The organism is Streptomyces sp. SID9727 (genome assembly GCF_010550605.1).
Classification (GTDB): Bacteria; Actinomycetota; Actinomycetes; order Streptomycetales; family Streptomycetaceae; genus Streptomyces.
The window spans coordinates 1-20,635 of record NZ_JAAGNI010000142.1; the positions used below are offsets into that span (position 1 = coordinate 1).

Here is a 20,635-nt window from a genome sequence, read left to right on the forward strand (position 1 = left end):
GGCCGCCCGCCGCCGATCCGCCGGAGGAGGGCGAGGAACGCGGCGTGCGGGAGGCCGTCGCGCAGCACGCGGTCGGGGTCGCCGGGCGCGGGGCCCGCCGCGCACAGCAACGCGTGCAACCCGCTGTACGGCGCCCACCGTTCGCCGGGTGCGCCGACGACCTGGAGGGCCGGGCCCGCGCCCCGGGCGCGGTACGCGGCGACGGCGTGGGCGAGAAGGGCCGTGCGGCCGGAGCCCGGCGGGGCCGTGAGGACCAGCGCGCCGCCGTCGCCATGGCACAGGCGCGTCAACAGGGTGTCCAGGGCTGCGAGTTCGCCGCTGCGGCCGTACAGCCGGAGCGGACTGAGAACGGTCGTGGGGGGAGTCACGCGGGGCACACTAGGTCCGTGGGCCGCGGCCCGGAAGGCGTGCGTACGGCGGTGGGGCGCCCTCCCAGGGAAGGACGCCCCACCGCTGTGCACGCGCACAATCCGCCCGGTCAGCGCACCGGGTGCCCGGACTCCGCCAGCGCGCCCTTGACCTCGGAGATGCGCAGGTCGCCGAAGTGGAAGACGGACGCGGCCAGGACCGCGTCGGCCCCGGCGTCGATGGCCGGCGCGAAGTCCGCGAGCCGGCCGGCGCCGCCGGAGGCGATGACGGGGACGCCGACGTGCTCGCGGACGGCGGCGATCATCTCGGTGTCGTAGCCGTCCTTCGTACCGTCGGCGTCCATCGAGTTGAGCAGGATCTCGCCGGCGCCGAGCTCCGCCGCCCGGTGGGCCCACTCGACGGCGTCGATGCCGGTGCCCCGGCGGCCGCCGTGCGTGGTGACCTCGAACGTGCCCTCGGGGGTGCGCCGGGCGTCCACCGAGAGCACCAGGACCTGGCGGCCGAAGCGCTCGGCGATCTCCCGGATCAGCTCCGGCCGGGCGATGGCCGCCGTGTTGACGCCCACCTTGTCCGCGCCGGCCCGGAGCAGCTTGTCGACGTCGTCCGGGGTGCGGACGCCGCCGCCGACGGTGAGCGGGATGAAGACCTGCTCGGCGGTGCGGCGCACCACGTCGTAGGTGGTCTCCCGGTCGCCGCTGGACGCGGTGATGTCCAGGAAGGTCAGCTCGTCGGCGCCCTCGGCGTCGTACAGCTTCGCCATCTCGACGGGGTCGCCCGCGTCCCGCAGGTTCTGGAAGTTGACGCCCTTGACGACCCGGCCGTTGTCCACGTCGAGGCAGGGGATGACGCGTACCGCGAGGCTCATCGCGCACCCGCCCGGTATGCCTCGACCTCGACCTCGACGACCAGGCTCGGGTCGACGAAGCCGGAGACCACGATCATGGTGGCGGCGGGGCGCACGGCGTCGAACAGCTCCTTGTGGGCGCGGCCGACCTCGTCGGTGTCCCGGGCGTGCATGACGTACATCCGGGTGCGGACGACGTCCTCGCGGCCGAGGCCCAGCTCCTTCAGCGCCTCGAAGGCGACGTTGAAGGCGGTGACCGTCTGGTCGTACGGGCCGCCCGCGGCGATCTCGCCGCCCACCACCGACGTACAGCCGGAGACGAGCACCAGGCCGTTCGGCAGCTCGACGGCGCGGGAGTAGCCGAACTTCTCCTCCCAGGGGGCGCCGGAGGAGACGCGGCGCACGGCTGCGGAATCGGTCATGCGGAGACCGCCTCCAGCGCCTCTTCCAGGGTGAACGCCTTCGCGTACAGGGCCTTGCCGACGATCGCGCCCTCGACGCCCGCCGGGACGAGCGAGGCGATGGCGCGCAGGTCGTCCAGCGAGGAGACGCCGCCGGAGGCGACGACGGGCTTGTCGGTGGCGGCGCAGACGTTCTTCAGGAGCTCCAGGTTGGGGCCCTGGAGCGTGCCGTCCTTGGCGATGTCGGTGACGACGTAGCGGGCGCAGCCCTCGGAGTCGAGGCGGGCCAGCGTCTCGTAGAGGTCGCCGCCGTCGCGGGTCCAGCCCCGGCCGCGCAGCGTGGTGCCGCGCACGTCGAGGCCGACGGCGATCTTGTCGCCGTGCTCGGCGATGACCTTGGCGACCCACTCGGGGGTCTCCAGGGCGGCGGTGCCGAGGTTGACCCGGCGGCAGCCGGTGGCGAGGGCGGCGGCGAGCGAGGCGTCGTCGCGGATGCCGCCGGACAGCTCGACCTTGATGTCCATGGCGCCGGCGACCTCGGCGATGAGGTCGCGGTTGTCGCCGGTGCCGAAGGCGGCGTCCAGGTCGACCAGGTGCAGCCACTCGGCGCCGGCGCGCTGCCAGGCGAGTGCGGCCTCCAGCGGGGAGCCGTAGGAGGTCTCGGAGCCGGACTCGCCGTGCACCAGGCGGACCGCCTGGCCGTCGCGGACGTCTACGGCGGGGAGCAGTTCAAGCTTCGGCATTACAGCGTCTCGATCCAGTTGGTCAGCAGCTGGGCGCCGGCATCGCCGGACTTCTCGGGGTGGAACTGGGTGGCCCACAGCGCGCCGTTCTCCACGGCCGCCACGAACCGTTCGCCGTGCGTGGCCCAGGTGACCCTGGGGGCGCGGATCTTCGGGTTGGTGACTTCGAGGTCCCAGTCGTGCGCCGCGTACGAGTGCACGAAGTAGTACCGGGCACCGGCGTCGAGTCCGGCGAACAGCTGGGAGTCCTCGGGGGCTTCGACGGTGTTCCAGCCCATGTGCGGGACGACGTCGGCCTTCAGCGGGCCGACCGTGCCGGGCCACTCGTCCAGGCCCTCGGTCTCCACGCCGTGCTCGATGCCGCGCTCGAACAGGATCTGCATGCCGACGCAGATCCCCATGACGGGGCGTCCGCCGGCCAGCCTGCGGCCGATGACCCACTCGCCGCGGGCCTTCTTCAGGCCCTCCATGCACGCCGAGAACGCGCCGACGCCGGGCACGAGCAGCCCGTCCGCGTTCATCGCGGCGTCGAAGTCGCGGGTGATCTCGACGTCCGCGCCGACGTGGGCGAGGGCGCGCTCGGCAGAACGGACGTTGCCGAAGCCGTAGTCGAAGACGACGACCTTCTTCTTCGTATCCACGTGTCGCTCGTCGCTTCCTAGTCCCAGAGACCTTGAATGCGCAGGACGCCCGCCACCAGGCACATCAGTGAGCCGATGGAGAGCAGGACGATGACGCCCTTGGGCATGCCCTGCTTGGCGAAGGAGTAGACCCCGCCGGCCAGGAACAGGCCGAGCAGGATCAGGATGGTGTTCAGGCCGGTCACAGGGCGCCCTTCGTGGACGGGAGGATTCCGGCCGCGCGCGGGTCGCGCTCGCTGGCGTAGCGCAGGGCGCGGGCGAGCGCCTTGAACTGGCATTCCACGATGTGGTGCGCGTTGCGCCCGTACGGGACGTGGACGTGCAGGGCGATCTGCGCCTGGGCGACGAACGACTCCAGGATGTGCCGGGTCATCGTCGTGTCGTACGCGCCGATCATCGGCGCCATGTTCTCGGGCTCGGTGTGCACCAGGTAGGGGCGGCCGGAGAGGTCGACGGTGACCTGGGCGAGCGATTCGTCCAGCGGGACGGTGCAGTTGCCGAAGCGGTAGATGCCGACCTTGTCGCCGAGCGCCTGCTTGAAGGCGGCGCCGAGCGCGAGGGCGGTGTCCTCGATGGTGTGGTGCGAGTCGATGTGCAGGTCGCCGTCGGTCTTGACGGTGAGGTCGAAGAGACCGTGCCGGCCGAGCTGGTCGAGCATGTGGTCGTAGAAGCCGACCCCGGTCGCGACGTCGACCTTGCCGGTCCCGTCGAGGTTGATCTCGACCAGGACGGACGTCTCCTTCGTGGTGCGTTCCACGCGGCCTGTGCGGGGGTTCATGCGTCGTGCTCCTTCTTCAGTCCGCGCACCGCATCGAGGAACGCGTCGTTCTCTGCCGGGGTCCCCGCGGAGACCCGCAGCCATCCCGGTACGCCGTTGTCCCGGACCAGGACGCCCCGGTCGAGGATCTGCCGCCAGGCGGTGTGGCTGTCGGCGAAGCGGCCGAACTGGACGAAGTTGGCGTCCGATTCGGTGACGTCGAAGCCGAGACCGCGCAGCTCGGCGACGATCCGGTCGCGCTCGCTCTTGAGCTGCGCGACGTACCCGAGGAGCGTATCGGTGTGCTCCAGGGCGGCGAGCGCGGTGGCCTGGGTGACGGAGGACAGGTGGTACGGCAGCCGGACCAGCTGCACCGCGTCGACCACGGCGGGGTCGGCGGCCAGGTAGCCGAGGCGGAGCCCGGCGGCGCCGAACGCCTTCGACATGGTCCGCGAGAGGACCAGGTGGCGGCGGCCCTCGATCAGCGGGAGCAGCGAGGGGTGGTGGCTGAACTCGCCGTACGCCTCGTCCACGACGACCATCGACGGCTTGGCGGCCTGCGCGGCCTCGTACAGCGCGAGGACGGTGCCGGCGTCGACGGCGGTGCCGGTGGGGTTGTTCGGGGAGGTGATGAAGACGACGTCGGGGCGGCGCTCGGCGATGACGGCGCGGGCGGCGTCCACGTCGATGGTGAAGTCGTCGTTGCGCGGCCCGGAGATCCAGCCGGTTCCGGTGCCCCGGGAGATGAGGGCGTGCATCGAGTAGGAGGGCTCGAAGCCGATCGCGGTGCGGCCGGGACCGCCGAAGGTCTGGAGCAGCTGCTGGAGGACCTCGTTGGAGCCGTTGGCGGCCCAGACGTTGGCGGTCTCGACGCGGTGCCCCGCGGTGCGGGTCAGGTAGCGGGCGAGCTCGGTGCGCAGCTCGACGGCGTCCCGGTCGGGGTAGCGGTTGAGGTCCCGGGCGGCCTCGCGGACCCGCTCGGCGATGCGGTCGACCAGGGCCTCGGGCAGCGGGTAGGGGTTCTCGTTGGTGTTGAGCCGTACGGGGACGTCGAGCTGGGGCGCGCCGTACGGGGACTGGCCGCGCAGTTCGTCGCGGAGGGGCAGGGCGTCCCAGGGCTTGGCCGTGGGACCGCCCGCGTTGTTCTTCGTCACTGCTGGGGAACCTTCCACCCGAACCTGGCCTTGAGCGCGGCGCCGTGGGCGGGGAGGTCCTCCGCCTCGGCGAGGGTCACCACGTGGTGGGCGACCTCGGCGAGCGCGTCGCGCGTGTAGTCGACGATGTGGATGCCGCGCAGGAAGGACTGCACGGACAGGCCCGAGGAGTGGCAGGCGCAGCCGCCGGTGGGCAGGACGTGGTTGGAACCCGCGCAGTAGTCGCCGAGCGAGACGGGCGACCAGGGGCCGACGAAGACCGCTCCGGCGTTGCGGACCCGGTCGGCCAGCGCGGCGGCGTCGGCGGTCTGGATCTCCAGGTGCTCGGCGGCGTACGCGTTGACGACGGTGAGCCCGTCCTCCAGGTCGTTGACGAGGACGATCGCGGACTGCCGGCCGGCCAGGGCGGGCTGGATCCGCTCCTCGACGTGCTTGGTCGCGGCGACCTGGGTGACCAGCTCGGCCTCGGTGGCGGCGGCCAGTTCCTCGGAGTCGGTGACGAGGACGGCGGCGGCCATCGGGTCGTGCTCGGCCTGGCTGATCAGGTCGGCGGCGACGTGCACCGGGTCGGCGGTGGCGTCGGCCAGGACGGCGATCTCGGTGGGTCCGGCTTCGGCGTCGATGCCGATGCGGCCCTTGAGGAGGCGCTTGGCGGCGGCGACGTAGATGTTGCCGGGGCCGGTGACCAGGTCGACGGGCAGGCACTCCTCGGTGCCGTACGCGAACATCGCGACGGCCTGGGCGCCGCCGGCCGCGTAGACCTCGTCCACGCCGAGGAGGGCGCAGGCGGCGAGGATCGTCGGGTGCGGCAGTCCGCCGAACTCCGCCTGGGGCGGCGAGGCGACGGCGAGGCCGGGGACGCCCGCCTCCTGAGCCGGGACGACGTTCATCACGACGGAGGACGGGTAGACCGCGCGACCGCCCGGCACGTAGAGCCCGACGCGGTCGACGGGCACCCACTTCTCGGTGACCGTGCCGCCGGGGACGACCTGGGTGGTGTGCGTGGTGCGGCGCTGGGCGCGGTGGACGAGGCGGGCGCGGCGGATGGACTCGTCGAGGGCGGCGCGGACGGCCGGGTCGAGCTCGTCCAGCGCCCGGGCGAGGGCGGCGGCGGGCACCCGGACCGATTCCAGCCGGACGCCGTCGAACTTCTCCCCCCAGTCGATCACTGCCGCCGAGCCGCGATGGCGTACGTCCTCGCAGATGGGCCGCACCGTCTCCAGGGCGGCTTCCACGTCGAACTCGGCACGGGGCAGCAGGTCGCGCAGGGCGCCGCCCTCGGGGAGGGCATCGCCGCGCAGATCGATTCGAGAGATCACACCGCAATTCTCGCAGACCGCCGCGCGCGGCCGGACGGCCGTATCACTGGCTGATACATGCCGGTGCTGTGACGGCTGACTATGTGCGTTCATTCCGTCACTCAGAGGGAATAACGGGATCACGCCTCCGAACGAAAGGGGCACCCGTGACGGAGCGGCACGACGATGATCTCCCGGACGGCCTCAGCGCGGCGGAGCTGGGCATGTGGCAGTCCTTCCGGAACGGCACGACCTACGACCTCCGGTCCCGCGACCGGGCCCGCGACGATCCGTTCGCCCCGCACGAGTGGGGCCCCGAGCGCAGCGTGGGCGCCCGGGTCGTCGCCCGGCTGCTGCTGAGCGGCCCGCCGCCCCGGCCGGGCCGGGTGACGGCGCTGAAGCTCTGGGGCATACGGATCACGGGGAAGCTGGACCTGGCGGGCGGGCGCGTCGATCCGTACGTGGAGCTGACCGGCTGCCGGTTCGACGAGGAGGTGGTGTTCCCGGAGTGCCACTTCACGACCCTGCGGCTCGTGGGGTGCGCGGTGCCCCGCTTCGACGCGGCCCGGCTGCGCACCGAGGGCGATCTGCATCTGCCGCGCTGCCGGGTGGAGCGCGGCATCCGGCTCACGGACGCCCAGATCGGCACGGACCTGCTGGTCAACCAGATCGAGGTCGGCCCGGACCGGCAGGGGCGGGCACTGCTCGGGGACGGGCTGGCGGTCGCCCAGGACCTCCAGGCCGAGATGGCGGACATGCTGGGCGAGCTGAGTCTGCGCGGGGCGAAGGTGGGCGGCTCGCTGAGCCTGCGCGGCAGCCGGCTGCGGGCGGCCCGGGGCCGCCGCGCGCTGAACGCCCCGCAGCTCAGCGTCGAGCGGACGCTGTACATGAGCGAGGCGTGGGTCAGCGTCGACACGGGGAACCAGGGCACCACTCCCCCGTACGGCATCGCCACGTCGCCGACCCCCGCGCACGGCACCCGCTCGCAGGTGTTCCGCTGCCGGGGCGGGGTGCGGCTGGACGACGGCAGGTTCGGCGACGCGGTGGACCTGCACAAGGCGGTGTTCGTGCTGGACACGCACGAGGAGCTGTCGCTGCGCCGGACGGTCACCCCGGAACTGCGGTTCAACCCGGAGCGGCCGGTGCGCGGCCGGGTGGTGCTCAACGGCGCGAAGGTCGTCACGCTGATCGACGTCTCCACGAGCTGGCCGGGCCCGGGCGGGCTCGCGATGGGCGGGTTCGTGTACGAGAACCTCGTCCCGTACGGACACTTCCCGCTCTCCCGGCGCCTGGAGTGGGTGGCGGCGGCGACCCCGGAGTACGTGCCGGAGCCGTACGAGCGGCTGGCGGCGGTGCTCCGCAGCTGCGGTGAGGACGCGGACGCCCGGGAGGTGCTGCTCGCCAAGCAGCGCCGCCGCCGCGAGACCCTGCCGCCGGCCGGGAAGCTCTGGGGCTACCTCCAGGACTGGACGGTGGCGTACGGCTACCGGCCGGGGCGGGCCGCGGTGTGGATGGCGGTGCTGTGGGCGGCGGGCACGTTCGCGTTCTCCCGGTACGACCCGGCCTCGATCAAGGGCGCGGAGCATCCGCAGTGGAACGCGGCGCTCTACGCGCTGGACCTGCTCATCCCGGTGATCGACCTCGGCCAGCAGGGCTACTGGCGTCTTGACGGCGGCTGGCAGTGGATGGCGGCCGGGCTGGTCCTGGTGGGATGGATACTGGCCACCACGGTCGCGGCGGGCGCCTCCCGGATGCTGCGCCGCAGCTGACCACCGAACCAACGGGAATCGGCCAGAATCCACGCATTTCTTTACCGCACCTTGACCATTGGCCGGACAACCCATCCACTCGGCACAAATGCTTCACAGCGCTTCCCTTGGCGCCGCCTCCACCAGCGCTTTTCAATGGTCTGCACCATGCCTTTCCTCCGCGCTCTGCTCCGAACCGCGCGCGTGATCCGGCACACCCCGGCGCTCTCGACCGGGTTGCCCGCGGACCACGCGGTGCTGCTCGACGCCCCCGACGAACGGCTCTCCCCCGCGCTGGTGGCCGCCGCGGCCGGAGAGTACGAACCGGCCGCGAAGCTCCTGGCGACCACCCGGGACGCGGCCGAGTGGGAGAGCCGGGACCGCTATCTGAGACGGCTCGTCGCGTTCGCCCGGAACCGGGACGGCTGGCTCGCGGACTGGCTGGCCGCCGCGCCGCACGACCCTGACGCGCTGCTCGTCAAGGCGCAGCTCGCGGTCGACCGCGCCTGGGAGTCCCCGGCGCGCGCGGAGCAGCTGCGCGAGGTGGGGCCGCTGATCACGGCGGCCGCGGCCGGTGATCCGCGCGACCCGGTCCCCTGGCGCCTCGCGCTCGACCACGCCCGGGGCACGCAGGCCGCGCACACCACGTTCGAGGCGCTGTGGGAGCAGGCCCTCCAGCGTTCCACGCACCACTACGGCTGCCATGTCGCCGCGCTCCAGTACCTGTCGGCCGCCTGGTACGGCTCGCACCGGGAGTGCTTCGACTTCGCGGAGCGGGCCGCCGAGGACTCGGTGCCCAGCTCCCTGGTCCAGGCGCTGCCGCTGCGCGCGGCCTTCGCGATGCTGACCGAGGGGGCGTGGGACGCCCGGTCGACCTCGGTCCAGGAGGAACGGATCGACGCGGCGGCGGATCTGGCGATCTCCCTGTCCGCCGCCTTCGCCCCGGGCGACCCGTGGCCGGCCGAGGTCCGCAACCTGCTCGCGTACGTCCTGGTGGTACGCGGCCGGTGGGCGGAGGCGCTGGAGCAGTTCGGCCGGATCGGCGCGCACGCGTCCTCGTTCCCGTGGGCTTCGGTGTCCGGCGATCCGCTGGGCCGGTTCCTGGACGCGCGGGACAGCACACGGCTGCGGGTGGCCTCCGGGACCCCGTTGCGGCAAGGCTCCGGACGAGGACGGGCGCGCGGCCATTACGCTTGACCGCTGTGACCACCGCTCGCCTGCCTCTGTTCCCGCTGAACGCGGTGCTGTTCCCGGGCCTCGTGCTGCCCCTCAACGTCTTCGAGGAGCGGTACCGCGCCATGATGCGCGAGCTCCTGACCATGGACGAGGACGAACCGCGCCGGTTCGCCGTGGTCGCCATCCGGGACGGCCGGGAGACCGCCGTAACGGGTCTCGGCATGCCGGACGCGGTCCGTGAGCCCGTCGAACGCGGCCCGGGCGACGGCTTCGGCGCCGATCCCCTCCAGTCGCTGCACCGGGTGGGCTGCGTCGCCGACGCCGCGACCATCCGGGAGCGCGCGGACGGCAGCTTCGAGGTCCTGGCCACCGGCACCACCCGGGTCCGGCTCCTGTCCGTGGACGCGAGCGGCCCCTTCCTCACAGCCGAGCTGGAGGAGCTGGAGGAGGACCCGGGCGACGAGGCGGGCCCGCTCGCGGAGGGCGTTCTGCGGGCCTTCCGCGGCTACCAGAAGCGCCTGGCGGGCGCGAGCGAGCGCTCCCTCACCACGGGCGCGGACCTGCCGGACGACCCCTCGGTCGTCTCGTACCTGGTCGCCTCGACAGTGGTCCTGGACGTGCCCGCCAAGCAGCGCCTCCTCCAGGCCCCGGACACCGCGACCCGCCTCCGCGAGGAGCTGCGGCTCCTGCGCTCGGAGACGGCGGTGATCCGGCACCTGCCGTCGCTGCCCGCGGTGGACCTGACCGTCGCCCCGACGCACCCCAACTGAGGCCATGGCCAAGAAGCAGAAGAAGTCCCCGTCCGGCGGCACCCCCGCCACGGTCGTCCTGACGGCGGCGGGCACGGCGTTCACCGTGCACGCGTACGACCACGATCCGGCGTCGCCCTCCTACGGCGAGGAGGCGGCCCAGGCGCTGGGCGTCTCCCCCGACCGCGTCTTCAAGACCCTGGTCGCCGACGTGGACGGCCGCCTGACGGTCGCGGTCGTCCCGGTCGCCGGGAGCCTGGACCTGAAGGCGCTGGCCGCGGCGGCGGGCGGCAAACGCGCCACGATGGCGGACCCGGCGGCGGCGGAACGCACCACGGGCTACGTCCGGGGCGGCATCTCCCCCCTGGGCCAGCGCAAACGCCTCCCCACGGTCCTGGACGCGTCGGCCCGCGCCCACGCGACGATCTGCGTCTCGGCGGGCCGCCGGGGCCTGGAGGTGGAACTCGCACCGGAGGACCTGGCGGCGCTGACGGGCGCGGTGTTCGCGGACATCGGCCGGGGCTGAGTGGGGGGGCGGAGCCCCCGATCGACCGGCACCGCGAGGCGCGGCCCCCCGGCGGACCGGTTCCGTCCTCAAACGCCGGACGGGCTGGATGTGCCCGACCTCGCCGGCGTTCGAGCCCCGCCATCCCGACCCCGCCGGCGTTTGAGGCGCGGGGTCCGGGGCGGAGCCCCGGTTTCGGGAAGGGGCGGGTAGGGGAAGGCCCCGCGCAGCGGCCCCTACGCCCCGTCGGACGGCGAGGCGGCCCCGGACGCCCCCGCCCCGGAAGACGGCGCCGAAGACGCCCCCGGCCCCCACCCCTCGTAAGAGGCCCACTCCCCCTCGAACTCCCGCGGCCCCCACGCCGCCGTCAACCCCAGATGCACCACCATCGCCGCCAGCCCCCAAGCCAGCAGCACCCCGTGCGCGTGCATCTCCAACGGCGCGTCGAACACGACCCCCTTGCCGACCTCCCGTGCGTGCGCGACCACGTCGGACGTGGGCCCCAGCCGCGTCCCGAGCTGCCACGCCAGCAGCGACCCGAGCACGCTGCCGACCGCGAGTCCCACCGTCAGCCAGATCCCGCCGCGCCGGTGGAACCAGAACACGAGACCCGCCGAGACCGCCCCGAACGCCAGCCCGAGGAGGGCGAACGTGCCGTCGGCCCCGATCGCCTCCTCGCCCTCGCTGTCGTTGAGGAACACCGCGGTGTTGTCGGAGATGAGCGGCACCCGGGGCGCCAGCCACAGCCACAGCAGCCCCAGCAGCACACCGGCGACGGTCACCGCGGCCGCGACGACGCCCGCCCGCCGCAGATCCGCCCGCAGCTCGTCCCGGTCCACCCCCGGCGAGGGCGCCAGGTGGGAACCGTACGGAACACCGCCGGGCTCACCCCCCGGTGCCGGCTTCTGCCACGCGTGGTGGTCGTCGGACGAGGGCCGGTTCGGCGGCGTCAGAGGTGCGGTCACCGTGCCATCGTGCCAGGCGCCCGTGAGCCGCGCCTCACCGGACCGCCGCCCTGCGGTACGCCCAGGTGGCCACGGCGAGCGAGACCACACCGACGACGGCGCAGACCGCGAGGTCGAGCGCGACGACCGCCCAGTCGGGACGGGCGCCGAAGGACCGGGCCAGCGCCTCCACCCCGTACGTGGACGGCAGCAGGTCGCGCGCCCAGCCCACCGGCTCCGGCAGCCGGTCGGCCGGCAGGACGCCCAGCAGGAGCGCGGCGGACATGCCCAGCTGCCCGAGCAACGTGGCGAGCTCCTGGCGCGGCGCGAGGAGCCCTAGGGCGGCGCCGAGCCCCGAGAGCGCCGCGCCGGACAGCGGTACGACGGCCACGAGCACCCACAGATGCGCCATCGGCAGCCCGAACAGCACGCTGCCGGTCACCGCCGTGACCACGGTCCCCGGCACGGTGAAGGAGGCGTACGCCCCCGCCGCGCCGAGCACGACGGCGGCGGGCGGCACGGGCAGGGTGGCGTAGTGGTCGAGCCCGCCGCCCGCCCGGAGCTGCCCGAAGTACTGGGCGAGGAGGTTCAGCGCGACGAAGGCGACGACCAGGACGCTGGAGCCCGCGACGACGGCCCGCGCCTCGGAGCCGCCGTCCACCACCCCCCGCATGAGGATCATGATCCCGACGGACTGGAAGGTCGCCACGAAGAGCAGCGGGATGCGGGCCACCCGGGCCCGGGAGAGCTGGGCGCGGTAGACGGCCGCGAGGGAGGGGAACAGCCGGGCCCGGGGGGCGAGCACCGCCGCCCCGGCCACCGCACCGATTCCGCTCATGCCTTCACCAGTCCCTTGGTCGCGCCGCCGCCGAGCGCGAGGTAGACGTCCTCCAGGCTCGGCGTCGCCAGGCTGAAGTCGTCGAGCGCCGCGAAGGCCGCGCCCCCGGTGACCGCGGCGACCGCCGCGCGTGCCTCGTCGGGCGCGAGCCGCAGCGCCCAGCGCCGCCCGGACTCCTGTGCGGACGCGCGCAGGGCCGCGACCTCGGGGATCTCCAGGGGGGCGCGCTCGCGCCACACCAGCTCGACCCTGACCTCCCCGGCGACGCGCTCCTTGAGCCCGGCGGGGGTGTCGCAGGCGATGACCTTGCCGCGTTCGATGACGGCGACCCGGTCGAGGACGGTCTCGGCCTCGATGACGTTGTGGGTGACGAGCAGGACCGTCGCACCGCGCTCCGCGCGCCGGCGGTCGACGGCGGCCCAGACGGCGCGCCGTGCCACCGGGTCCATGCCGGTCGTCGGCTCGTCCAGGACGAGCACGGGACGCTCCCCGACGAGCGCGGCGGCGAAGCAGGCGAGGCGCCGCTGGCCGCCGGAGAGCTTCTTCAGCGGCCGGGCGGCGATGTCGGTGAGGCCGAGCTCGTCCAGGACCGCGTCGCGCTCGGCCCGGGCCTCGCGCAGGGAAAGCCCGCGCAGCCGCCCGGTGGTCTCGGCGGCCAGGGCGACGGTCAGCTCGTCCAGCGCGGTGGACTCCTGCCCGAGGTAGCCGATCAGCCGGGAGGCCCGCTCGGGGTGGCGCACGAGGTCGTGGCCGAGGATGTCGACACTGCCGGAGTCGGGCCGCATGAGCCCGGTGAGCTGGCGCACGAGGGTGGACTTGCCGGCTCCGTTGGGCCCGAGCAGTCCGAAGATCTCACCGCGCCGTACGTCGAGGCTGATGCCGTCGGTGGCGCGCACTTCGGGGGTCGCGGGTGCGCCGCGCCGGCCCCGGACCGGGGGGTAGGTCTTCACCAGATCGCGCACCGCGCACACGGTGCCGCTCGCCGTCGGCGCCTGTGCTGTCCCCGTACTCACGAGGTACGAGGGTACGGGGTCCGGGGACCGGCATTACGCCCGGGGCCGCACCGATCGGACACCGGCGCGCCCGGGGGCGGCCGGGTCGAGCGGCCCTCGGGCGGATGTGGACTCAGTCTCCGGAGGGCCCGGCCTTCCCCGCCTTCTCCGCCGCCCGCTCGGCCGCCGGGGCGTGGTCGGCGGCGGCCCGTACGTCGATCTCGCGCCAGAAGCCCGCCCGGATCGCGTACCGGTCGTGCTCGTCGATCTGGTCGTCCTTGTGGGCGAGGAGGCCGAAGCGGGCCGCGTACCGGAGGAGTTCGCCGTCGATGCGGTGCGGGATGCGCGGGTAGAGGGTGGAGAGCTTCGGCAGGTGGCCGGTCTCCGGGAGCCGTTCCATCCAACGCCGGGCGAAGACCTGGCCCACTTCGAAGGGGTCGCCGCCGACCGTGGTGATGTCCTCCTCGCGGTCGGCCCAGCGCTGTTCGGCGCTGGTGAGCTGGGCGAGGGTCGGCAGGGACGCGGTCTCCGCCGGTTCGCCCAGCGGGCCGCCGCGCTCCACCCAGCCCCGGTCGGACGACCAGCGCAGGGTCGCCGCGGGCTGCGGGGCGGGGTGCCGCTCGACCGGTCCGGCGGGCCCGCGCAGGGTGCCGGCGAGGTCCTTCGGGGTGGGCACGCCCTTGGCGCCGTGTCCGTGTGCGGACTGGGCGGGGCTCTCACCGGGCCGGGGGGCCGCCTCCTCGTCGTCGCGGGCCGCCTCGGCCTGAGCGGCGGCCCGGGACGCGCGCTCGGCGGAGGCGGCGAGGGCCGATTCGGGCAGCGGGGCGGAGAGGATCGCGGCGATCTCGGGGCGCGGGGCGGGCGGCGGGGCGCAGAGGCCGCCGGTCTCCTTGGCCCGGACGGCCTGGGTGATCCAGGCGCGGTCCAGGACGCGGCGCTCGTCGGCCTCGGCGACCAGGTCCTCCGACTGGTTGTAGTCGCCGTCGGCGGCCTGGACGGCCCAGAGGTGGACGGCGACGCCGTGCTCCTTGGCGGACATCAGGCCGGGCAGCAGGTCGCCGTCGCCGGTCACCAGGACCACGTCGGAGCAGGCGCGGTTGCGGGCGAGTTCGGTGAGCTCGGCGTGCATCGCCGCGTCGACGCCCTTCTGCGCCCAGCGGCCGTCACTTCGGGTGAGGGCGCCCAGCCGTACGGTGACCCGGGGCATCACGCGCAGCCTGCGGTGCTCGGGCTGCGGGACGCGGTCGGGGGCGCCGTCGAACCAGTAGATCCGCAGCAGCGGCTGCGCGGTGTCGGCCTCGGCGCGTTCGCGCAGCTGCTGGATGAGGGCCGCGTGGTCGACGGTGATGCGGGACCGGGCGGGCTCTCCCGCCAGCAGACTCGCGGCTGCGCCCAGCAGGTAGCCGGCGTCCACCAGGACGACGCAACGGTCCACGCGTTCCACCCTCTTCCAGCCACTCGGGATCGGGTTTTCTCAAGGTTCCTTCGAGTCTGCCCGACCATGCCGGGGTTAACGGCCGGAACTCGATCATCGGCGTGGCGGATCGCGAAAAGCGCGCATCATACCCCGTCACTACGCACGGTAATGATCCGACATGCGATGTTTATCCGATTATGTGAATCTGACGGTGGTCCTGGCCCCGAGAGTCCTTAGAGGAGGAACACCATGGCCAAGAACAAGAACCGCAAGCAGGGCAGCCAGCAGGACCGCGCTTCGCAGGCGGAGCGCGGTGCTCAGGAGGCACGTGCGACGGCCGCCGAAGCGCGGAGCGCGATGGAGTCGCAGTCCCAGGGCAGCCCTGCCGATGTTGCGCGCAAGCATCAGCGGCGCTTCGGCCACAACTGACCGGACTCCCGGCAAGGCCGGCACACCGGGAGGGGCGACCCCGCGCAAGCGGAGCCGCCCCTCCCGTACGTCCGTGCTCAGCCCGCCAGGCAGGACGGCCCGAGCAGCACCTTCAGGTCGCCGAAGAGCGCCGGGTCCGGCTTCACCCGGTGCCGGTCGAGCCGGAGCACCGTGGTCGTGCGGGGGCCCTGGAGCCGGATGCGCACCTCGGTGTCGCCCCGGTGGCTGTTCAGCACCTCGCCGAGCCGGCTGACCATGGGCGGGGTCACCCGGACCGTGGGGATGGTCAGGACGACGGGCGCGTTGGTCCCCGCGTTGGAGATGTCGGGGACCTGCATCTCCATGGCGACCAGGCGCGGCACGTCCTCGCGCTTGTCGAGGCGCCCCTTGACGAAGACGACGGTGTCCTCCACGAGCTGGGTGGAGACCAGCTGGTAGGTGGCGGGGAAGAACATGCACTCGATGGAGCCGGCCAGGTCCTCCACGGTGGCGATGGCCCAGGCGTTGCCCTGCTTGGTCATCTTGCGCTGGAGGCCGGAGATGATGCCGCCCACGGTGACGATCGCGCCGTCGGCGTGTTCACCGCCGGTGAGCTGCGAGATCGCCGCGTCGGACTTGTCGGACAGGACGTGCTCCAGACCGAACAGCGGGTGGTCGGAGACGTAGAGCCCGAGCATCTCGCGCTCCTGGGCCAGCAGGTAGGACTTCTCCCACTCGACGTCGGAGAACTCCACGTCGAGCCCGAAGCCCGGCTCGTCGCTGTCCTCCTCGCCGCCGCCGAAGAGGTCGAACTGCCCCTCGGCCTCCTTGCGCTTGACCTGCACCACGTTGTCGATCATGGGTTCGTGGTGGGCGACGAGCCCCTTGCGGGTGTGGCCCATCTCGTCGAAGGCGCCGGCCTTGATGAGGGACTCCACGGTCCGCTTGTTGCAGACGACGGCCTCGACCTTGTCCAGGAAGTCGGGGAAGGAGCTGTACTTCCCCTTCTGCTTGCGGCACCGGATGATCGAGTCCACGACGTTCTGGCCGACGTTGCGGACGGCCGTGAGCCCGAAGAGGATCACGTCGTCGCCCTGGGCCGCGAAGTTGGACTCCGACTCGTTGACGTTCGGCGGGAGCACCTTGATGCCCATGCGCCGGCACTCGTTGAGGTAGACGGCGGACTTGTCCTTGTCGTCCTTGACGGAGGTCAGCAGGGCGGCCATGTACTCGGCGGGGTAGTTCGCCTTGAGGTACGCGGTCCAGTAGGTGACCAGGCCGTACGCCGAGGAGTGCGCCTTGTTGAACGCGTACCCGGCGAACGGGACCAGGACGTCCCAGAGCGCCTTGATCGCCGCGTCCGAGAAACCCTTCTTCTTGGCGCCGGCCTCGAAGAGGACGAAGTTCTTCGCCAGCTCCTCGGGCTTCTTCTTGCCCATCACGCGGCGCAGGATGTCGGCCTCGCCGAGCGAGTAGCCGGCGACGATCTGGGCGGCCTTCTGCACCTGCTCCTGGTACACGATCAGGCCGTAGGTGAGGCCCAGGACCTCCTTGAGCGGTTCCTCCAGCTCAGGGTGGATCGGGGTGATCTCCTGGCGCCCGTTCTTGCGCTCGGCGTAGTTCGTGTGCGAGTTCATGCCCATCGGGCCCGGCCGGTAGAGGGCCGAGACGGCGGAGATGTCCTCGAAGTTGTCGGGCTGCATCTGGCGCAGCAGCGAGCGCATCGGCCCGCCGTCGAACTGGAACACGCCGAGCGTGTCACCGCGGCACAGCAGCTCGTACGTCTTGGGGTCGTCCAGCGGCAGGGCGAGCATCTCCAGGTCGACGCCCTTGTTGGACTTCACCATCTTGATGGCGTCGTCCATGATCGTCAGGTTGCGCAGCCCCAGGAAGTCCATCTTCAGCAGGCCGAGCGATTCGCACTGCGGGTAGTCCCACTGCGTGATGGTGACGCCGTCGGTGTGCCGCACCCAGACCGGGGCGTGGTCCACGATCGGCTCGCTGGACATGATGACGCCGGCGGCGTGCACGCCCATCTGCCGGACCAGGCCCTCGACGCCCTTGGCGGTGTCGATGACCTTCTTGACGTCGGGCTCGTTCTCGTACATCCCCCGGATCTCGCCCGCCTCGCTGTAACGCGGGTGGCTGGGGTCGGTGATGCCGTTGAGGTCGATGCCCTTGCCGAGGACGTCGGCGGGCATGGCCTTGGTGAGCCGGTCGCCCATGGCGTACGGGTAGCCGAGGACGCGGGCGGAGTCCTTGATCGCGTTCTTGGCCTTGATCTTGCCGTAGGTGCCGATCATGGCGACCTTGTCGGCGCCGTACTTCTCCGTCACGTACCGGATGACCTCGACGCGCCTGCGCTCGTCGAAGTCGATGTCGACGTCGGGCATGGACACGCGCTCGGGGTTGAGGAACCGCTCGAAGATCAGTCCGTGCTCGATCGGGTCGAGGTCGGTGATGCCCATCGCGTACGAGACGATCGAACCGGCCGCGGAGCCTCGGCCGGGGCCGACCGCGATGCCGTTGTTCTTGGCCCACATGATGAAGTCGGCGACGACCAGGAAGTACCCCGGGAACCCCATCTGGATGATGATGTCCATCTCGTACTCGACCTGCTTCTGCCGGTCCTCGGGGACGCCGTTCGGGAAACGGCGGTTCATCCCGGTCCGGACCTCCTCCTGAAACCAGGTGATCTCCGTGTAGCCCTCGGGGATGTCGAACTTCGGCATCAGGTCGCGCTTCTCGAACATCCCGGAGGTGTCGATCTGCTCGGCGACCAGGAGGGTGTTGGCGCACCCCTCCTGCCAGGCGTCGGAGGAGTCGACGCCGTACATCTCGTCCGTGGTCTTCAGGTAGTAGCCGGTTCCGTCGAAGCGGAAGCGGTCCGGGTCGGAGAGGTTCTTGCCGGTCTGGATGCAGAGCAGGGCGTCGTGCGCGGTCGCCTCGGAGGCGTACGTGTAGTGCGAGTCGTTCGTCACGAGCGGCGGGATCGAGAGCTTCTTGCCGATCTCCAGGAGCCCGTCGCGGACCCGGCGCTCGATCTCGATGCCGTGGTCCATCAGCTCCAGGAAGTAGCGCCCCTCGCCGAAGATGTCCTTGTAGTCGGACGCCGCCTTCAGCGCCTCGTCGAACTGGCCGAGCCGCAGCCGCGTCTGGACCTCGCCGGAGGGGCAGCCGGTGGACGCGATCAGGCCCTCGGACCACTGGGCGATGGTCTCCTTGTCCATACGCGGCCACTTCTGGAGCCAGCCCTCGGCGTAGGCGTCGGAGGACAGCTTGAAGAGGTTGTGCAGACCGGTCGCGTTCGCCGCCCAGATCGTCTTGTGGGTGTAACCACCCGAACCGGAGACGTCGTCGCGCTTCTGGTGCGGCTGGCCCCACTGGATCTTCCGCTTGTGCTTGCGCGACTCGGGCGCGACGTACGCCTCGATGCCGATGATCGGCGTCACGTCCGCCTTCTTCGCCGAGTGGAAGAAGTCGTACGCCCCGTGCAGGTTGCCGTGGTCCGTCATGGCGATATGGGTCATGCCCATGTCGTTGCACGCCGTGAACATGTCCTTGAGCCGCGCGGCACCGTCCAGCAGCGAGTACTGGGTGTGGACGTGAAGGTGCGTGAAGGGCGGCTTGGTCACGGCGCTGTGCCTCCGGGGAAATGTGGATGACGGGACGGGTGACGTCTCGGGATGTCTGGGGGGACAGCGTGGAAGTCTACGTCTCCGAGGGGCGCGGCGACGGGCACTCCGCGATACGGTCGCGCGTTGGAAGGGCGGGACCACCCGTCCCTTTTGTCATGCACGTCATCACCCAGGCCAGGCAGCAGGAGGCAGTCACAGATGTCGGACACGCAGACCGGCGCGGAGCGGCGCGGGGAGCAGATTCTCGAGGTCTTCGACACCGCCTTCGGGGAGCTGCTGGCCGCCGATCCGGCGGCCTTCCGGGTCAAGTTCCGCAAGATGGCGGGCTCGGCGTTCGCGTTCTACCGGGGCACGGCCTGCCTGTTCTACAGCGACCTGGAGCACGAGCGGCACGGCGGCCCGTATCTGGACGAGCGCACCGGCCGGGTCTGGATCCACGGCGACCTCCACGCGGAGAACTTCGGCACCTACATGGACGCCAACGGCCGCCTCGTCTTCAACGTGAACGACTTCGACGAGGCGTACGTGGGCCCCTTCACCTGGGACCTCAAGCGCTTCGCCGGCTCGGTCGCGCTGCTGGGGTACGCGAAGGCGCTGGGCGACGAGCAGATCACCGAGCTGGTACGGATCTACGCGGCCGCCTACCGCGAGCGCATCCGCGCCCTGGCCACGGGCGCCAAGAACGACGAGGTCCCGCCCTTCACGCTGGACACCGCCGAGGGGCCGCTGCTCGGCGCGCTGCGGGCCGCCCGCTCGCTGACCCGGTTCTCGCTGCTGGACTCGATGACCGAGATCCGCGACTTCGAGCGCCGGTTCGCCGAGGGCGGCGGCGCGATCGACCTGGACGCGGCGACGCGGTACAAGGTGCTGGCCGCGTTCGACGGCTATCTGGAGACGCTGCCGGAGTCGAGCCTGACCCGGCCGGACTCGTACCGGGTGAAGGACGTGGTGGGCCGGCGCGGCATCGGCATCGGCTCGGCGGGCCTGCCCTCGTACAACATCCTCCTTGAGGGCAACAGCGACGCCCTGGAGAACGACGTGGTGATCTACCTCAAGCAGGCGCAGACCCCGGCCGTCTCCCGGCACATCACGGACCCGGCGGTGCGCGGCTACTTCCGGCACGAGGGCCACCGCACGGTGATCTCGCAGCGCGCCCTGCAGGCCCACGCCGACCCGTGGCTCGGCTGGACCGAACTGGACGGTGCCGGCCAGCTGGTCGCCGAGGTGTCGCCGTACGCGGTGGACCTGGACTGGTCCGACATCGACGAGCCCGACGAGATCGCGGCGGTCGTCGCCGACCTCGGCCGGGCCACGGCGACGATGCACGCGGCGGCGGACGACGAGAGCGGCCACTCGCTGGTGCCGTTCTCCACGGAGCGGGCGATCGACGCCGCCATCGCGGCCGACGAGGAGGGCTTCGGGGAGCTCCTCGTGGACTTCGCCCACAGCTACGGCGCCCGGGCCCGCGCGGACCACCAGATCTTCGTGGACCTCTTCCGCAACGGCCGCATCCCGGGGCTGTAGCGGGCGGAACCGAACCTTTAGGGGTCGCTTACAGGTTCGCATGCGACACTCCTGGGCGATGGACATATCCGGGACGCAGCTCAGAGCGGCACGCGCGGCGCTTTTCACAGCGCTCGTCGTGACGCTCTCCGCCGCGTCCCACGTCCTGCTCTCCCAGGTCGCGCTGCCCCTGGTCCCCGTGGCCGTGCTGGCCGGGGCCGTCTTCGCGGCGGCCTACGCCCTGGCCGGCCGCCAGCGCGGCTTCGGTGCGATCGCCGGACTCCTGGTCCCCCTGGAGCTGGCCGCCGACACCTTCTTCACCACCGGCCAGCATCTCTGCTACGGGGCGGCGGGCGGCCCGATAGCGGGCCCCCTGCGCTCGGTGGGCGTCGACGTCCTGTGCGGCGGCGACCTCGGCCCCGGCACCGCGCAGCTCGGCGACGTCGGCACCCCGCTCGCCTCGGTGACCGCGAGCGGCCGGGGCGCCGCCGCGCTGCTCGCCTCCCCCGG

The 20,635-nt window shown here is 72.3% G+C and carries 20 protein-coding genes and 1 pseudogene; 7 read left to right on the forward strand and 14 right to left on the reverse strand.

Annotated elements, in window-relative coordinates; translation table 11 throughout:
• The 9 genes from G3I41_RS09625 to hisD all read right to left on the reverse strand — a co-directional run.
• A partial coding sequence (locus tag G3I41_RS09625) for an ATP-binding protein (RefSeq protein ID WP_343242097.1) occupies positions 1 to 368 on the reverse strand: 368 nt, incomplete at its 3' end.
• A 110-nt stretch (positions 369 to 478) separates the two neighbouring features.
• Positions 479 to 1,234 (reverse strand): imidazole glycerol phosphate synthase subunit HisF, encoded by a 756-nt coding sequence (hisF, locus tag G3I41_RS09630; protein WP_164399799.1) that lies wholly within the window; start codon positions 1,232 to 1,234, stop codon positions 479 to 481.
• Complete coding sequence (locus tag G3I41_RS09635) at positions 1,231 to 1,635, reverse strand: RidA family protein (protein WP_164399800.1); 405 nt, start codon at positions 1,633 to 1,635, stop codon at positions 1,231 to 1,233. The genes hisF and G3I41_RS09635 overlap by 4 nt, the downstream gene beginning before the upstream one ends.
• Positions 1,632 to 2,357 carry a bifunctional 1-(5-phosphoribosyl)-5-((5-phosphoribosylamino)methylideneamino)imidazole-4-carboxamide isomerase/phosphoribosylanthranilate isomerase PriA gene (gene priA / locus G3I41_RS09640; protein WP_143619106.1) on the reverse strand — a complete coding sequence of 242 codons (726 nt, stop codon included), beginning with the start codon at positions 2,355 to 2,357 and terminating at the stop codon, positions 1,632 to 1,634. The genes G3I41_RS09635 and priA overlap by 4 nt, the downstream gene beginning before the upstream one ends.
• The gene (gene hisH, locus G3I41_RS09645) at positions 2,357 to 2,998 is read right to left on the reverse strand and encodes an imidazole glycerol phosphate synthase subunit HisH (protein WP_073864622.1); all 642 of its coding nucleotides are present in this window, start codon (positions 2,996 to 2,998) and stop codon (positions 2,357 to 2,359) included. Before hisH ends, priA begins: the two co-directional genes overlap by 1 nt.
• A gap of 17 nt (positions 2,999 to 3,015) precedes the next feature.
• Positions 3,016 to 3,183 (reverse strand): hypothetical protein, encoded by a 168-nt coding sequence (locus G3I41_RS36330; RefSeq protein ID WP_203600638.1) that lies wholly within the window; start codon positions 3,181 to 3,183, stop codon positions 3,016 to 3,018.
• Positions 3,180 to 3,776, reverse strand: coding sequence for an imidazoleglycerol-phosphate dehydratase HisB (hisB, locus tag G3I41_RS09650; RefSeq protein ID WP_073968221.1), 597 nt, complete (start codon positions 3,774 to 3,776; stop codon positions 3,180 to 3,182). Before hisB ends, G3I41_RS36330 begins: the two co-directional genes overlap by 4 nt.
• The gene (locus tag G3I41_RS09655; protein WP_164399801.1) at positions 3,773 to 4,909 is read right to left on the reverse strand and encodes a histidinol-phosphate transaminase; all 1,137 of its coding nucleotides are present in this window, start codon (positions 4,907 to 4,909) and stop codon (positions 3,773 to 3,775) included. Before G3I41_RS09655 ends, hisB begins: the two co-directional genes overlap by 4 nt.
• Complete coding sequence (hisD, locus tag G3I41_RS09660) at positions 4,906 to 6,228, reverse strand: histidinol dehydrogenase (protein ID WP_164399802.1); 1,323 nt, start codon at positions 6,226 to 6,228, stop codon at positions 4,906 to 4,908. The genes G3I41_RS09655 and hisD overlap by 4 nt, the downstream gene beginning before the upstream one ends.
• 146 nt (positions 6,229 to 6,374) lie before the next feature.
• On the opposite strand from hisD, the gene G3I41_RS09665 reads away from it, so the two are divergent.
• The 4 genes from G3I41_RS09665 (at position 6,375) to ybaK (ending at position 10,406) form a co-directional block, all read left to right on the forward strand.
• Entirely contained in the window at positions 6,375 to 7,976 is a 1,602-nt protein-coding gene (locus G3I41_RS09665; RefSeq protein WP_164399803.1) for an oxidoreductase, read from the forward strand.
• Positions 7,977 to 8,123: 147 nt separating this feature from the next.
• Positions 8,124 to 9,152 carry a hypothetical protein gene (locus G3I41_RS09670; protein WP_239081559.1) on the forward strand — a complete coding sequence of 343 codons (1,029 nt, stop codon included), beginning with the start codon at positions 8,124 to 8,126 and terminating at the stop codon, positions 9,150 to 9,152.
• 5 nt (positions 9,153 to 9,157) lie between these two features.
• Positions 9,158 to 9,901, forward strand: coding sequence for an LON peptidase substrate-binding domain-containing protein (locus G3I41_RS09675; protein ID WP_164399805.1), 744 nt, complete (start codon positions 9,158 to 9,160; stop codon positions 9,899 to 9,901).
• Positions 9,902 to 9,905: 4 nt separating this feature from the next.
• Entirely contained in the window at positions 9,906 to 10,406 is a 501-nt protein-coding gene (gene ybaK / locus G3I41_RS09680; protein ID WP_164399806.1) for a Cys-tRNA(Pro) deacylase, read from the forward strand.
• Between the two features lie 215 nt (positions 10,407 to 10,621).
• Here the strand turns inward: ybaK and G3I41_RS09685 are convergent, their stop codons facing one another.
• From G3I41_RS09685 to G3I41_RS09700, 4 genes are all read right to left on the reverse strand, one after another.
• Positions 10,622 to 11,350: an ABC transporter permease gene (locus G3I41_RS09685; protein ID WP_164399807.1), complete on the reverse strand. Its 729-nt coding sequence runs from the start codon at positions 11,348 to 11,350 to the stop codon at positions 10,622 to 10,624.
• A gap of 34 nt (positions 11,351 to 11,384) precedes the next feature.
• Complete coding sequence (locus G3I41_RS09690; RefSeq protein WP_164399808.1) at positions 11,385 to 12,167, reverse strand: ABC transporter permease; 783 nt, start codon at positions 12,165 to 12,167, stop codon at positions 11,385 to 11,387.
• Complete coding sequence (locus G3I41_RS09695; protein WP_164399813.1) at positions 12,164 to 13,138, reverse strand: ABC transporter ATP-binding protein; 975 nt, start codon at positions 13,136 to 13,138, stop codon at positions 12,164 to 12,166. Before G3I41_RS09695 ends, G3I41_RS09690 begins: the two co-directional genes overlap by 4 nt.
• A gap of 154 nt (positions 13,139 to 13,292) precedes the next feature.
• Positions 13,293 to 14,603 carry an NYN domain-containing protein gene (locus G3I41_RS09700; RefSeq protein WP_164399809.1) on the reverse strand — a complete coding sequence of 437 codons (1,311 nt, stop codon included), beginning with the start codon at positions 14,601 to 14,603 and terminating at the stop codon, positions 13,293 to 13,295.
• Between the two features lie 222 nt (positions 14,604 to 14,825).
• Between G3I41_RS09700 and G3I41_RS09705 the strand changes: the two genes are divergently transcribed.
• Positions 14,826 to 15,005, forward strand: a complete 180-nt coding sequence (locus G3I41_RS09705) for a hypothetical protein (RefSeq protein ID WP_164399810.1) — start codon at positions 14,826 to 14,828, stop codon at positions 15,003 to 15,005.
• Between the two features lie 77 nt (positions 15,006 to 15,082).
• On the opposite strand, the gene dnaE is transcribed toward G3I41_RS09705, so the two are convergent.
• Entirely contained in the window at positions 15,083 to 18,619 is a 3,537-nt protein-coding gene (gene dnaE / locus G3I41_RS09710) for a DNA polymerase III subunit alpha (protein WP_164399811.1), read from the reverse strand.
• Between the two features lie 201 nt (positions 18,620 to 18,820).
• On the opposite strand from dnaE, the gene G3I41_RS09715 reads away from it, so the two are divergent.
• Entirely contained in the window at positions 18,821 to 20,146 is a 1,326-nt protein-coding gene (locus tag G3I41_RS09715) for a DUF2252 domain-containing protein (RefSeq protein ID WP_164399812.1), read from the forward strand.
• A gap of 58 nt (positions 20,147 to 20,204) precedes the next feature.
• Positions 20,205 to 20,635 (forward strand): annotated as a pseudogene (locus G3I41_RS09720) (hypothetical protein); the annotation flags it as partial.